Source organism: Aeromonas ichthyocola (assembly GCF_046087985.1).
GTDB classification, from domain to species: domain Bacteria; phylum Pseudomonadota; class Gammaproteobacteria; order Enterobacterales; family Aeromonadaceae; genus Aeromonas; species Aeromonas rivipollensis.
Map to the genome: position 1 here is coordinate 329,262 of NZ_JBJSWH010000005.1, position 12,436 is coordinate 341,697.

Here is a 12,436-nt window from a genome sequence, read left to right on the forward strand (position 1 = left end):
AAGCCATGATAAGAAAAGTGTTTTTTGCTTTGGTTGGCTGCCTTCTGCTAGGCCAGAGCGCTCAGGCGGCCTTGGACATCGTCATCACAGGCGGTATTGACAGTGCGCGCCCCATCGCCATAGCCCCCTTCAAGTGGGAGGGCAATGGTCAACTGCCACAGGACATCGCCGAGGTGGTCTCCAACGACCTGATGCGCAGCGGCAAGTTCAAGCCGCTGGCCCGTGGCCAGATGCCGCAGACCCCGAGTAGCAGTGGCGAGATCAACTTCGCCCCCTGGGCGTCCCAGGGTGTGGAGGCCGTGGTGGTCGGTTCCATCGCGGCGGTCGGTGATGGCACCTACAAGATCAACTTCGAGCTTGTCGACGTGCTGAAGGGCCAGCTGGCCAAGACCCAGGGCGGCGAAGCGAATGGTTACATCCTCGACAGCCGCATGGCGACCATACCGGGTGCCCAGATGCGCCAGTTCGCCCACCGCATCTCCGACATTGTCTACGAGCGCCTGACCGGTGAGCGTGGTGCCTTCCTGACCCGACTGGCCTATGTCTCCGTCCAGCAGGGCACCCAGTTCCCGTACCAGCTGCGTATCTCCGATTACGATGGCTACAACGAGAAGACCCTGCTGCGCTCCCGCGAGCCGCTGATGTCACCGGCCTGGTCGCCGGATGGCAGCAAGCTGGCCTATGTGAGCTTCGAGAACCAGAAGTCCGAAATCTATGTGCAGGACATCTATACCCAGCAACGCAGTTTGATCACCAGTTTCCGCGGCATCAACGGTGCCCCAGAGTGGTCACCAGATGGTCGCCGTTTGGCTATTGTTTTGTCCAAAGATGGGCAGCCTGATCTCTATGTTGTTGATGTTGCTAGCAAGCAACTCACTCGAGTCACAAATAACCGTACCATAGACACCGAACCCTCCTGGATGCCGGACGGTCAAACTTTGCTGTTCACCTCTGAACGTGGTGGCAAACCCCAGATTTATAGCGTAAATTTGGCGACTGGCGTCACTCGCCGGATGACCTGGGAAGGGGATTCCAACCAGGGTGCATCCATCACGCCGGACGGCAAGTCCATGGTGGTGGTGACCCGGGTTCAGGGACAATATCGCATCGCTCGCCAGGATATGGAAAACGGAGCCATGTTGGTACTGACCCAGAGTGCTCTCGATGAGTCGCCAAGTGTGGCTCCCAATGGCAGCATGATCATTTATGCCACCATCTATCAGGGTCGTAAGAGTCTTGCGTTGGTGTCGACCGATGGTCGCTTCAAGGCAGTGCTTCCGACCAGTAGCGGTGAAATTCGTGCACCAGCTTGGTCGCCCTTCTTGAATTGATAAAAAAATCGATTGTTTTTTGTTTTGTTATAAAGGTTTAAGGAAATAGCATGCAACTCAATAAACTGCTCAAGGGTCTGGCCATCGCACTGCCACTGTTCACCCTGGCTGCCTGTAGTTCTTCTTCCGACTCCGACGCCGCTGGCGCCGAGTCTGGCATGACCGACGGCATGGGCGGTGTACAAACCGGTGGCGCCAACGGCATGTTGTCCCCGGAAGAGCAGATGCGTCAGAAGTTCGAAGCTCTGCAGCGCGATAACGTGATCTACTTCCCGTACGATGGTTACGACATTCAGGGTCAGTACGCCGACCTGCTGGATGCCCATGCCAGCTACCTGCGTGAGCGTCCGAGCGTCAAGGTGTTGATCGAAGGCCACGCCGATGAGCGCGGTACTCCGGAATACAACATCGCCCTGGGCGAGCGTCGTGCCAAGGCCGTTGCCAAGTATCTGCAAACCCTGGGTGTGCAGGCCGAGCAGCTCTCCATCGTCAGCTATGGCGAAGAGAAGCCGCTGGATCTGTCCCACACCGAGGATGCCTTTGCCAAAAACCGCCGTGCGGTTCTGGTTTACTAAGGTTTGAATCGAACGAAGTTCGTTTATATGCAAGCGGCCATTTCGATGGCCGTTTTATTTGCACTAAACGCCAAGGTTTGATCCGAATGAAATCTGTATAAGCGAGCGACTATGGCGCTGGCCGTTTTATTTGCACTAAACGCTAAGGTTTGATCCGAATGAAATCTGTGTACAAGCAAGCTGTTGTTGCGCTGGCCGTATTGGTTGCTCTGAATGCGCATGCGGCGGCTCCTGTCAGCGATCTGGGCGGTGACTCGGGTGGTGGGGTTGTCCTTAGCGGCAACAACGGTGCCATAGTGCCCACGGGCAGCCTGGAAGACAGGGTCGCCCTGCTGGAGCGCACCCTGAACGCCCGTCTGCGCCTGCAGGCCGAGCTGCAACAACAGGTCGACTCCCTGCAAGGGGAAGTCTCCGAACTGCGTGGTCAGCTGGAGCAGCAGACTTACCAGATGGAGCAGTCGCAAGAGCGTCAGCGCCAGCTCTATCAGGAGCTCGACAAGGTGGCCAACAGCCAGCCTGCCGCCGCAGCGCCCGCGACTCCTGCAGCCGGCGCCACGACGCCTGCCGCCGCGGCCAACTACTCGACCAATCAGGACGAGAACCAGGCCTATGACGCAGCCGTGAACATGGTGCTCAAGGAGAAGAACTACGACAAGGCCATTCCTGCCTTCGAAGGGTTCATCAAACAGTTCCCGAGCTCCAGCTATGTTCCCAATGCGCATTACTGGCTCGGCCAGCTGATGTTCAACAAGGGTGACAGAGCCGGTGCAGCCAGCCAGTTCTCCACTGTGGCGAACAAGTACAGCAAGTCGCCCAAGCGGGCCGATGCCCTGCTGAAACTCGGCATGCTGGCGCAGCTCGATGGTAAGAAAGCAGAAGCCAAGACCTTCTATGAGCAGGTGATCAAGGGTTACCCCAATACCTCGCCAGCCCAGTTGGCCAAGCAGAGCCTCGGCAAGCTGTAACATTGCTGCATGTCACTGTTTTCGTAACAGTCTTGTAAATGCGGCTCTGCTTTGTATGCGCAGTGAGCAAACAGATTTAATTTAAGATTTTTCTATTGCGCCAGGATGATAAATCCGTAATATAGGCCGCCGTCAGAGCCGGTGCAGCAGTGCGCTCGGAGCTGGTCGTGGTGAGGGTCGTTAGCTCAGTCGGTAGAGCAGTTGACTTTTAATCAATTGGTCGCTGGTTCGAATCCAGCACGACCCACCATTTCTTCACAATGGGTGAAGACAGAATTCCCAGGTCGTTTAGCTCAGCTGGGAGAGCACCTCCCTTACAAGGAGGGGGTCACTGGTTCGAGCCCAGTAACGACCACCAGATTTGTGAGTAGAGTTGAAACTGTTTGCCGAAGGTGAACAGTGCCAGGCAAAGGTGTGGGTCGTTAGCTCAGTTGGTAGAGCAGTTGACTCTTAATCAATTGGTCGCTGGTTCGAACCCAGCACGACCCACCAATCTTGACCACAGAATACCCCCAGGTCGTTTAGCTCAGCTGGGAGAGCACCTCCCTTACAAGGAGGGGGTCACTGGTTCGAGCCCAGTAACGACCACCAGTTTGTAAAAAATGATTTAGATGGGTCGTTAGCTCAGTCGGTAGAGCAGTTGACTTTTAATCAATTGGTCGCTGGTTCGAATCCAGCACGACCCACCATCATTTAGCCTTATCCCAGGTCGTTTAGCTCAGCTGGGAGAGCACCTCCCTTACAAGGAGGGGGTCACTGGTTCGAGCCCAGTAACGACCACCATGCTTTGAAAAAATGATACAGATGGGTCGTTAGCTCAGTCGGTAGAGCAGTTGACTTTTAATCAATTGGTCGCTGGTTCGAATCCAGCACGACCCACCATCATTTAGCCTTATCCCAGGTCGTTTAGCTCAGCTGGGAGAGCACCTCCCTTACAAGGAGGGGGTCACTGGTTCGAGCCCAGTAACGACCACCAGTTTGTAAAAAATGATTTAGATGGGTCGTTAGCTCAGTCGGTAGAGCAGTTGACTTTTAATCAATTGGTCGCTGGTTCGAATCCAGCACGACCCACCATCATTTAGCCATATCCCAGGTCGTTTAGCTCAGCTGGGAGAGCACCTCCCTTACAAGGAGGGGGTCACTGGTTCGAGCCCAGTAACGACCACCACTTTCTTGAAATAGAAAGAAAAAATGATACAGATGGGTCGTTAGCTCAGTCGGTAGAGCAGTTGACTTTTAATCAATTGGTCGCTGGTTCGAATCCAGCACGACCCACCATCATTTAGCCTTATCCCAGGTCGTTTAGCTCAGCTGGGAGAGCACCTCCCTTACAAGGAGGGGGTCACTGGTTCGAGCCCAGTAACGACCACCAGTTTGTAAAAAATGATTTAGATGGGTCGTTAGCTCAGTCGGTAGAGCAGTTGACTTTTAATCAATTGGTCGCTGGTTCGAATCCAGCACGACCCACCATCATTTAAAGAATCCCAGGTCGTTTAGCTCAGCTGGGAGAGCACCTCCCTTACAAGGAGGGGGTCACTGGTTCAAATCCCAGTAACGACCACCAGATTGAAAAGCCCGCAACGATGCGGGCTTTTTTTATGGCCGTTGTCATCAGGTTCTCAGCCGGTCGAGCTGGGTGGCCAGTGCCGTGGCTGCCTGCTCCAGCTGCTCGCTCAGTGATGGCTGGCACTGGCCTCCTGCCAATGGTGGTGGCGGTATCGCCGATCCGCATCAGGTTCTGGTTGATGGTGTCGCTGACCGCACTCTGCTGCTCGGCAGCGGTGGCCACCTGGCTGATGTGATCGTGGATCTGCTGGATCTGGGCGACCACCCGATTGAGGGCCTCGAACGCCTGTTCCGTGCCCTCACCGTACTGGCCGAGCGGGTGATGCCGGTGCTCATCAGTTGCTGGCTGCTGCTCACCTCGGTCTGCAGGCTGCCGATGAGCTGGCCTATCTCGTCGGTGGACTCCCGGGTCTTGTTGGCCAGCGCCCGTACTTCGTCCGCCACCACCGCAAAGCCTCGCCCATGTCTCCCGCCCGCGCCTGCCTCTATGGCTGCGTTGAGCGCCAGCAGGTTGGTCTGCTCGGCAATGGCTCGGATCACATCGAGAATACGGCTGATATTGGTGCTGCGCTGGGCCACCAGCGCCACCGCCTTGTCGGCGATGCATGTCTTCAACCAGGGTATGGATCTCGTTGCGGGCATTGCTGAGGGTCTGCTGGGCGGTATTGATGTGATGGGTGGCCGTTTCCGACTCCTGGGCTGCCTGCTCGGCATAACCCGCCACGCTGACCGCCGTGGTGCTCATCTGATGCATGGCGCTGACCACGCTCTCCAGCTCCAGCTCTGCTCGTCCAGACTGCTGCGCATGGTGTCGGCCGTCTGCTTCATGCCCTGGGCCTGCTGGTGACCTGCTGGCCGATCTGCTTGCTGCCCTGCACCATGCCGCGCAACTTGCCGAGGAAGGCGTTGAGGTGGCCGCCCAGCTCGATCAGCTCCTGGTGGGTGTCTATCCTCATCTGCTGGGTCAGGTCCCCCTCGTTGCTGGAGAGGTGGGATACATGGCGGCTGATGAGGGAGAGGGGGGCTGTGATGGTCTGGATGAACCAGATGAGCAGCGCCAGCGCCAGCAGGGTGATGACGACGATGGATCAGCTGTTGCTGCTGGGTGGCCTCCAGCAAGTCGCCCAGCTGGTTGCTGATGGTGTTGGCCTGGCTCAGTGCCAGCGCCTTGGGCACCTTGAGCATCAGCCACCACTGGGTATGTGGCTGCCTCGATACGACCGGCTGTTGCAGGATGAAGTCGGTGTCGCTACTGACCCTGCTCCTGTGGGGGCGGTCAGGCCCACCTCCGTCAGCGGACGCCCCAGCTTGTCGGCATGACGGTTGCTGCCGACGATGAGCCCCATCTTGCTGACCAGGGTGACCTCGGCCTGGTTGTCATACAGGCTCTTGCCAAGGTTTTCAGCCAGTTGCTGGAAGATGGGCAGGTTCATGTCGACGCCGGTGATGCCGACAAACTTGCCGTCTTTGCAGCACGGGCACCGTCAGGCTGGTCATCAGCATCTTGTTGCCCGGGCTTATCTCGTAGAGGTAGGGCTCCATCAGGCAGGGTTGGCGGGTCTCACGGCCACAGAGATACCACTCGCTGTTGCGAATGCCGAACTCGTTGAGGGAGGTGTCGAACTTGGCCTCGCTGGTGGCGGCATCCACCTGCTGCTGGCTGACCGCCCCCCTGGCCCTTGGTGAAGTAGATCTCCAGACTGCCCTTGCCTGCCACCGAGTGGGAGGCCCCGCCTGCCAGTTGGCATCCTGGCCGTCATACCCATCCGGTTCAAACTGGGCGTAGATGGAGCTGATCCCGCTCGCCTGCTGCAGGCTGCTGTGGAGCAGCGTCTCGACCTGGGGCCGCGACAACCGCAGTTCCGGCTTGGCCATCCTGGCTTCAAGCTGGGCGGCCATGCCCAGCGGCACCTGATAGAGTTCTGCATCAGCGAGGCGATCTGGATGGCATAGCGTTCGGCCTGGAACTGCAGGGTGCGGGAGACCTCCTCTTCCAGCGCCTCGCGGGTCTGGGCATCACCATGCTGCGCAGGGTGCTGAAGGAGGCCGACTGCAACAGGGTCATGGCGAGACCGCTGGTCAGAGAAACAGCCCCATGGTGAGCAACAGCAGCTTGGTTTTGAGGGAACGTTGTTTCATTCGACAACTCCTTTGGCAGAATGACAACGAATTACTTGAGTATATTCGGACACTTGCGCTGCACCGCGATTTGTTGATGGGTTTGTGCGCGGCTTCTGGTTATAATTTTGGCCTTTCCAAGCGTTGATGGAACAGTCGCAATGAGCAATGCACTGATCAGTGTCCCTCCGGTCATCGAGATGGACTATCCCTTTCCGGTCAAACCGGCTCCCCTGACTGCCGAACAGAAGGCGGCCCTGATCATCGAGATCAAGGCGCTGCTCGAGGCGCGTCAGGCCGTGCTGGTTGCCCACTATTACACGGATCCCGAGATCCAGGCGCTGGCCGAGGCCACCGGCGGTTTCGTCGGCGACTCCCTCGAGATGGCTCGCTTCGGTCGTGATCACGCCGCCCAGACCCTGATCGTGGCCGGTGTGCGCTTCATGGGGGAGACCTCCAAGATCCTGAGCCCGCACAAGCGGGTGCTGATGCCGACCCTGGAGGCTGAGTGCTCCCTGGATCTGGGCTGCCCCATCGACCAGTTCTCCGCCTTCTGCGATGCCCATCCCGACCATATAGTCGTGGTCTATGCCAATACCTCGGCGGCGGTGAAGGCGCGGGCCGACTGGGTGGTCACCTCCAGCATTGCGCTCGAGATAGTCGAGCACCTGGACAGCCAGGGCCACAAGATCATCTGGGGTCCGGACAGACACCTGGGTGCCTACATCGAGAAGAAGACGGGCGCCGAGATGCTGCGCTGGCAGGGTCACTGCATAGTCCATGACGAGTTCAAGGCCAAGGCCCTGCGCGAGCTCAAGGCCCAGAACCCGGACGCGGCCGTGCTGGTGCACCCGGAGTCCCCGGCTTCCGTCATCGAACTGGCTGATGCGGTGGGTTCGACCAGCCAGCTCATCAAGGCGGCCCGTGAGCTGCCCCAGCAGAAGCTGATAGTGGCGACCGATCGCGGCATCTTCTACAAGATGCAGCAGGCCTGCCCGGACAAGGAGATGGTGGAAGCACCGACCGGTGGCGATGGCGCCACCTGCCGCAGCTGCGCCCACTGTCCCTGGATGGCGATGAACGGCCTGGTGGCGATCAAGGAGGCTCTGACCGATGGCGCGGAGCGTCACGAGATCCTGGTGGACCAGGAGTTGCGGGTGAAGGCACTGATCCCGCTGGATCGCATGCTGAACTTCGCTGCCGAGCTCAAGCTCAAGACCCAGGGCAACGCCTGAGTGTGCGAAGAGTTGAATAGAAAGGCTGAATAGAAGAGGGCACCCGTTGGGGTGCCCTCTTTCGTTATGGGTTTCGCGAAGACGAAGATCAGATGACCACGGTAGAGAAGCTGTGCTCCTCATCCGGCGCGATAACGACGCCAGCCTCGGCCGTGATGGCCGCCTCGACGCAGAGCATGGTGCGGTAGCCATCGTCGCTCATGTCCGCCATGGCGGTGGCCCCTTCCAGCCAGGGGGTCCAGACCACGACGCTGTCGTTGTTGCCGCTCACCACTTTAGTGGTGCGATCGCCATCCTTGACCATCACCATGGTCTCGGCTTGGTGGTAGACCCGATCAATGGCAGCTGTGAGCGTCAGAGCGCCCTGCTGCTGCCCATCCTGCCCCGTCAGCTTGTCGGCATAAGGCTCACCCAGCCCGGTCACGCTGACAGCCTCTGGGGCACTTATCTGCAGATAGGTGTGCAGGGCCGCATTGTAGGTGAGGGGCGTCTTGCCGGTGTTGCGGGTGGTCAACACCAGGGAGAGCTCCTTGCCCACCAGCACATCCAGCTCCAGCTCGAAGGCGTGGGGCCAGAGGGCACGGTGGCGTCGGTGTCGCGCAGAGACAGATGGACCAGGGTGCCATCCCCGTGATCGGAGACGCCATCCAGGGTCCACAGGCTGGTGCGGGCGAAGCCGTGGGATGGCTTGCCGCTGCCGACGCGAGCGGGGGAGGGGCCGAACCAGGGCCAGCACAGGGGGATGCCGCCCCGGATCGGCTTGCTGCCATCCAGCACGGCCTTGTCGCTGAGCCAGAGCGAGGCGGGTTCGCCGTGGCGCTGATAGCGCAGTACATGGGCGCCAAACAGGCTGATCTCCGCCCTGGCATGCTCGTTGTTGATGGTCAGCAGAGGCTGGCCATCCGCGGGGTGGCTGAGGGTACAGTGGGCTGTCAGAGTGCGTGTCCGGTTGCATGGAGACTCCTGTGCTCGCGCACATTCAAGGAAGAGGTCGGCAGATCCAGAATACAAAAAGGCGGCCAATGGCCGCCTTTTTTCAAGCTACGCGATTGCGCATCCCAAATTACTTGGAGATGTGAGCGATCAGATCCAGAACCTTGCTGGAGTAGCCCATTTCGTTGTCGTACCAGGATACAACTTTAACGAATTTGTCGTTCAGTGCGATACCAGCCTTGGCATCGAACACAGAAGTCTGACGCTCACCCAGGAAGTCGGTGGAAACCACTTGATCTTCGGTGTAGCCCAGCACGCCCTTCATGGAGCCTTCGGAGGCTGCTTTCATGGCTGCGCAGATTTCTGCGTAGGTGGCAGCTTTCTTCAGGTTGACGGTCAGGTCAACAACGGACACGTCCGGAGTCGGTACGCGGAAAGCCATGCCGGTCAGTTTGCCGTTCAGTTCCGGGATAACAACGCCAACAGCCTTGGCAGCACCGGTAGAGGACGGGATGATGTTCTGAGCCGCACCGCGGCCACCGCGCCAGTCTTTGGCAGACGGACCATCAACGGTCTTCTGGGTAGCAGTGGTAGCGTGGACAGTGGTCATAAGGCCGGATTCGATACCGAAGGTATCGTTCAGAACCTTGGCGATCGGGGCCAGGCAGTTGGTGGTGCAGGAAGCGTTGGAAACGATGTCCTGGCCAGCGTAGGTAGAGTCGTTAACACCCATGACGAACATAGGGGTAGCGTCTTTGGACGGGCCGGTCAGTACGACTTTCTTGGCACCGGCAGCGATGTGCTTGCGAGCAGTGGCGTCGTCCAGGAACAGACCGGTAGCTTCGGCAACAACGTCAACACCGATAGCATCCCATTTCAGGTTTGCCGGGTCACGCTCAGCGGTAACACGTACGGTTTTGCCGTTAACAACCAGGTTGCCGTCTTTAACTTCAACGGTACCGTTGAAACGACCGTGAGTTGAATCGTACTTCAGCATGTAAGCCATGTAGTCAACGTCGATCAGGTCGTTGATACCAACCACTTCGATGTCAGCACGCTCAGCGGCCAGACGGAACACGAAACGACCGATGCGGCCAAAACCGTTAATACCTACTTTGATAGTCATATTTGGTTACCTAACTGTTCAGTAGTCAAAGAAAATTCCGTTTGTAAATTTACTAGAACTCACCGGTGAGTCAACCAACAATCTGCGCGAAATTGCGCTATATCATGAAAAACTGTGAAATTTATTTTCGTTTTATGTAACTGGCTACCAACTTTTGTCGAATGCATCATCAGCGGATCCGGTCGCAGAGATCAACAATAGTGCCTGTTCGGTCACACAACCAGCCGGGGAGATATGTAAAAATGTGCGCGGTTTAGCATGGCCAAAGAGCCACTGTTCAAGTACCACCCATAAAAATTAATCACAAATAGTGTAGATAGAATCCACAGCGGGAATTCTCAAACTATGACCACCCTGATTGAACAGCTGGCTGCCGCAAAAGGTATCGCCAGTGAGTATGTTGATGCCTGGGGCCACCCGGCCCAGGTATCCGAAGAGAGCAAGGCCGCCATGCTGGGCGCCATGGGCTACCGCGTCGACGACGAGGCCGCCCTGACCGAGCAGCTGGAGCAGGAGCACCGTCAGCACTGGTTGCGGCCTCTGGATCCCGTGATGGTAGTGCGCAGTGGCGACCCCATCAGCCTCGAGGTTCGTCTGCCCATAGAGTTCGTCAACGACGCCCTCCACTGGCAGATAGTGCTGGAGCAGGGAGCCCTGTTGTCCGGCCAGCTGACCCCCATCGAAGGGGAACTGGTCGGCGTCGCCGAATTCGAGGAGATTGAGTGCCAGGCCTATAGAGTCGCGCTGGATGTGCAGCCGGAGCTCGGCTATCACCAGCTGGTGCTGCTGGAAGAGGGCAACGACGAGCCGCTAGCCATCATGCGCCTCATAGTCGCGCCCAAGTCCTGCTACAAGCAGGCGCCCATCGCCAACGGCCGCAAGGTGTGGGGCCCGAGCGTGCAGCTCTACTGCCTGCGCAGCCGCCACAACTGGGGCATAGGTGATTTCAGCGACCTTGGCCAGCTGGTCGAGCAGGCCGCCGCCTGGGGAGCCCATTTCGTGGGGCTGAACCCCATCCATGCCCTCTATCCTGCGAATCCCGAGAGTGCCAGCCCCTACAGCCCCTCTTCCCGCCGCTGGCTCAACGTGGCCTACATCAATGTGGAAGCCGTGCCCGAGTTTCTGGCCAACGAGCGGCTCAAGGCCGATGTGGCGAGCCCGGCCTTCCAGCAGCATCTGGCCTCCCTGCGGGCCAAGGAGAACGTGGATTACACCGGCGTCATCGAGACCAAGATCGGCATGCTGCGCCAGGTGTTCGATGAGGCCAGGCTCAGCGCCGAGCGTCAGGCCGCCTTCGATGCCTTCGTGGCCGCCGGTGGCGACAGCCTGCAACAGCAGGCCGCCTTTGATGCCCTGCAGGCCCATTTCTATAGCAAGGGTGAGAACGCCTGGGGCTGGCCGGTCTGGCCGGATGCCTTCCGCGATTACCACAACCCGGAAGTGGCTGCCTGGATGCAGGAGCACAGCCAGGATGTGAATTTCTATCTCTATCTGCAGTTCCTGGCCGATGAGCAGCTGGCCCAGGCCGATGCCCGCGCCAAGGCCGCCGGCATGGTGATGGGGATCTACCGGGATCTGGCGGTGGGCGTCTCCGAAGGCTCCACCGAGATCTGGGCCAACCGGGATCTCTACTGCCCGAAAGCCTCGGTCGGTGCGCCGCCCGACATCCTGGGCCCCCTCGGTCAGAACTGGGGCCTGCCCCCCATGAACCCGAACCAGCTGTTCGAGGCAGCCTATCAGCCCATGGTGGATCTGTTCCGCGCCAACATGCGCGCCTGCGGCGCGCTGCGCATCGACCATGTGATGGCCTTGCTGCGCCTGTGGTGGGTTCCGCCCGGAGCGTCCGCCGCCAAGGGCGCCTACATCTACTATCCGGTCAACGACCTGCTGGGGATACTTGCCCTCGAGTCCCACCGTAACCAGTGCCTGCTGATCGGTGAAGATCTCGGCACAGTGCCGGAAGGCATAGACGTGACCCTCAAAGAGAACGGCGTTCACTCCTACAAGGTGTTCTTCTTCGAGCGCTCCAAGGGGGACGGCGGTTTCATCTCCCCGGCGCACTACACCGAGCAGGCGATGTCTGCCCTGACCACCCACGACATGCCGACCCTGAAGGGCTTCTGGCATTGCGACGATCTGGCGCTGGGCCGCGAGCTGGGCCTGTACCCGGATGAAGAGGTACTCAAGACCCTGTATGCTGATCGCCACCAGGCCAAGCAGCGGATCCTTGACAGCCTGCATGCCCATGGGGTCATCTCTGGCAACATCAGCCATGACGTGAACTGGGTCGGGATGAACACCGAACTCAACCATGGCCTGCAACTGCACATGTCCCGCGGCAGCTGTGCCCTGTTCAGTACCCAGCTGGAAGACTGGCTGGAGATGGACAAGCCGGTCAACGTGCCGGGCACCAGTTACGAATACCCGAACTGGCGTCGCAAGCTTTCAAAGGATCTGGAAGATATTTTTGCCGATGAGGCGCTCAAGGCGCTGGCGGGCAAGATGAGCCAGGCCCGTGACGAGGCCAGTCGTTGAGCCCTTGCTGTCAACATGTGACTCACTTTCATCCGCTTCGGCCCAGGCCGGA

At 58.8% G+C, this 12,436-nt stretch carries 6 protein-coding genes, 14 tRNA genes and 2 pseudogenes; 19 read left to right on the top strand and 3 right to left on the bottom strand.

Features of this window, described 5'->3' with window-relative positions; genetic code table 11:
* Positions 1 to 5 precede the first annotated feature (5 nt).
* The 17 genes from tolB to ACF2JD_RS16730 all read left to right on the top strand — a co-directional run bounded on the left by tolB (position 6) and on the right by ACF2JD_RS16730 (position 4,435).
* Positions 6 to 1,331 (top strand): Tol-Pal system beta propeller repeat protein TolB, encoded by a 1,326-nt coding sequence (gene tolB / locus ACF2JD_RS16650; RefSeq protein ID WP_041206742.1) that lies wholly within the window; start codon positions 6 to 8, stop codon positions 1,329 to 1,331.
* A gap of 50 nt (positions 1,332 to 1,381) precedes the next feature.
* Positions 1,382 to 1,906 (top strand): peptidoglycan-associated lipoprotein Pal, encoded by a 525-nt coding sequence (gene pal, locus ACF2JD_RS16655; RefSeq protein ID WP_005331552.1) that lies wholly within the window; start codon positions 1,382 to 1,384, stop codon positions 1,904 to 1,906.
* A gap of 158 nt (positions 1,907 to 2,064) precedes the next feature.
* A complete protein-coding gene (ybgF, locus tag ACF2JD_RS16660) occupies positions 2,065 to 2,871 on the top strand; it encodes a tol-pal system protein YbgF (protein WP_162520034.1) in 807 nt (268 codons plus the stop codon).
* A gap of 174 nt (positions 2,872 to 3,045) precedes the next feature.
* Positions 3,046 to 3,121: transfer RNA gene (locus ACF2JD_RS16665), tRNA-Lys, on the top strand.
* Between the two features lie 32 nt (positions 3,122 to 3,153).
* Positions 3,154 to 3,229 (top strand) — tRNA-Val (locus ACF2JD_RS16670).
* Positions 3,230 to 3,287: 58 nt separating this feature from the next.
* A tRNA-Lys gene (locus tag ACF2JD_RS16675) sits at positions 3,288 to 3,363 on the top strand.
* Between the two features lie 23 nt (positions 3,364 to 3,386).
* Positions 3,387 to 3,462, top strand: a tRNA-Val gene (locus ACF2JD_RS16680).
* Between the two features lie 22 nt (positions 3,463 to 3,484).
* Positions 3,485 to 3,560, top strand: a tRNA-Lys gene (locus ACF2JD_RS16685).
* An 18-nt stretch (positions 3,561 to 3,578) separates the two neighbouring features.
* A tRNA-Val gene (locus tag ACF2JD_RS16690) sits at positions 3,579 to 3,654 on the top strand.
* 23 nt (positions 3,655 to 3,677) lie between these two features.
* A tRNA-Lys gene (locus tag ACF2JD_RS16695) sits at positions 3,678 to 3,753 on the top strand.
* A gap of 18 nt (positions 3,754 to 3,771) precedes the next feature.
* A tRNA-Val gene (locus tag ACF2JD_RS16700) sits at positions 3,772 to 3,847 on the top strand.
* A 22-nt stretch (positions 3,848 to 3,869) separates the two neighbouring features.
* Positions 3,870 to 3,945, top strand: a tRNA-Lys gene (locus tag ACF2JD_RS16705).
* Between the two features lie 18 nt (positions 3,946 to 3,963).
* Positions 3,964 to 4,039, top strand: a tRNA-Val gene (locus ACF2JD_RS16710).
* Positions 4,040 to 4,073: 34 nt separating this feature from the next.
* Positions 4,074 to 4,149, top strand: a tRNA-Lys gene (locus tag ACF2JD_RS16715).
* Between the two features lie 18 nt (positions 4,150 to 4,167).
* A tRNA-Val gene (locus ACF2JD_RS16720) sits at positions 4,168 to 4,243 on the top strand.
* A gap of 22 nt (positions 4,244 to 4,265) precedes the next feature.
* Positions 4,266 to 4,341: transfer RNA gene (locus ACF2JD_RS16725), tRNA-Lys, on the top strand.
* A gap of 17 nt (positions 4,342 to 4,358) precedes the next feature.
* Positions 4,359 to 4,435: transfer RNA gene (locus tag ACF2JD_RS16730), tRNA-Val, on the top strand.
* A 47-nt stretch (positions 4,436 to 4,482) separates the two neighbouring features.
* Here ACF2JD_RS16730 and ACF2JD_RS16735 read toward each other — a convergent pair.
* A pseudogene (locus tag ACF2JD_RS16735) lies at positions 4,483 to 6,576 on the bottom strand (methyl-accepting chemotaxis protein).
* Between the two features lie 140 nt (positions 6,577 to 6,716).
* Here ACF2JD_RS16735 and nadA point away from each other — a divergent pair.
* On the top strand, positions 6,717 to 7,790 hold the full coding sequence (nadA, locus tag ACF2JD_RS16740; protein WP_440987812.1) for a quinolinate synthase NadA: 1,074 nt from the start codon (positions 6,717 to 6,719) through the stop codon (positions 7,788 to 7,790).
* 88 nt (positions 7,791 to 7,878) lie between these two features.
* Here the strand turns inward: nadA and ACF2JD_RS16745 are convergent.
* Positions 7,879 to 8,769: pseudogene (locus ACF2JD_RS16745) on the bottom strand (D-hexose-6-phosphate mutarotase).
* An 84-nt stretch (positions 8,770 to 8,853) separates the two neighbouring features.
* A complete protein-coding gene (gap, locus tag ACF2JD_RS16750; RefSeq protein ID WP_033129683.1) occupies positions 8,854 to 9,849 on the bottom strand; it encodes a type I glyceraldehyde-3-phosphate dehydrogenase in 996 nt (331 codons plus the stop codon).
* Positions 9,850 to 10,194: 345 nt separating this feature from the next.
* On the opposite strand from gap, the gene malQ reads away from it, so the two are divergent.
* Positions 10,195 to 12,384 carry a 4-alpha-glucanotransferase gene (gene malQ, locus ACF2JD_RS16755; RefSeq protein WP_440987813.1) on the top strand — a complete coding sequence of 730 codons (2,190 nt, stop codon included), beginning with the start codon at positions 10,195 to 10,197 and terminating at the stop codon, positions 12,382 to 12,384.
* Positions 12,385 to 12,436: the final 52 nt, after the last annotated feature.

What these genes read in the sequence shown, in the direction of transcription:
- gap (WP_033129683.1), bottom strand. Translation starts at nt 9,849, where the DNA reads ATGACTATCAAAGTAGGTATTAACGGTTTTGGCCGCATCGGTCGTTTC.
- tolB (WP_041206742.1), top strand. Translation starts at nt 6, where the DNA reads ATGATAAGAAAAGTGTTTTTTGCTTTGGTTGGCTGCCTTCTGCTAGGC.
- pal (WP_005331552.1), top strand. Translation starts at nt 1,382, where the DNA reads ATGCAACTCAATAAACTGCTCAAGGGTCTGGCCATCGCACTGCCACTG.
- ybgF (WP_162520034.1), top strand. Translation starts at nt 2,065, where the DNA reads ATGAAATCTGTGTACAAGCAAGCTGTTGTTGCGCTGGCCGTATTGGTT.
- malQ (WP_440987813.1), top strand. Translation starts at nt 10,195, where the DNA reads ATGACCACCCTGATTGAACAGCTGGCTGCCGCAAAAGGTATCGCCAGT.
- nadA (WP_440987812.1), top strand. Translation starts at nt 6,717, where the DNA reads ATGAGCAATGCACTGATCAGTGTCCCTCCGGTCATCGAGATGGACTAT.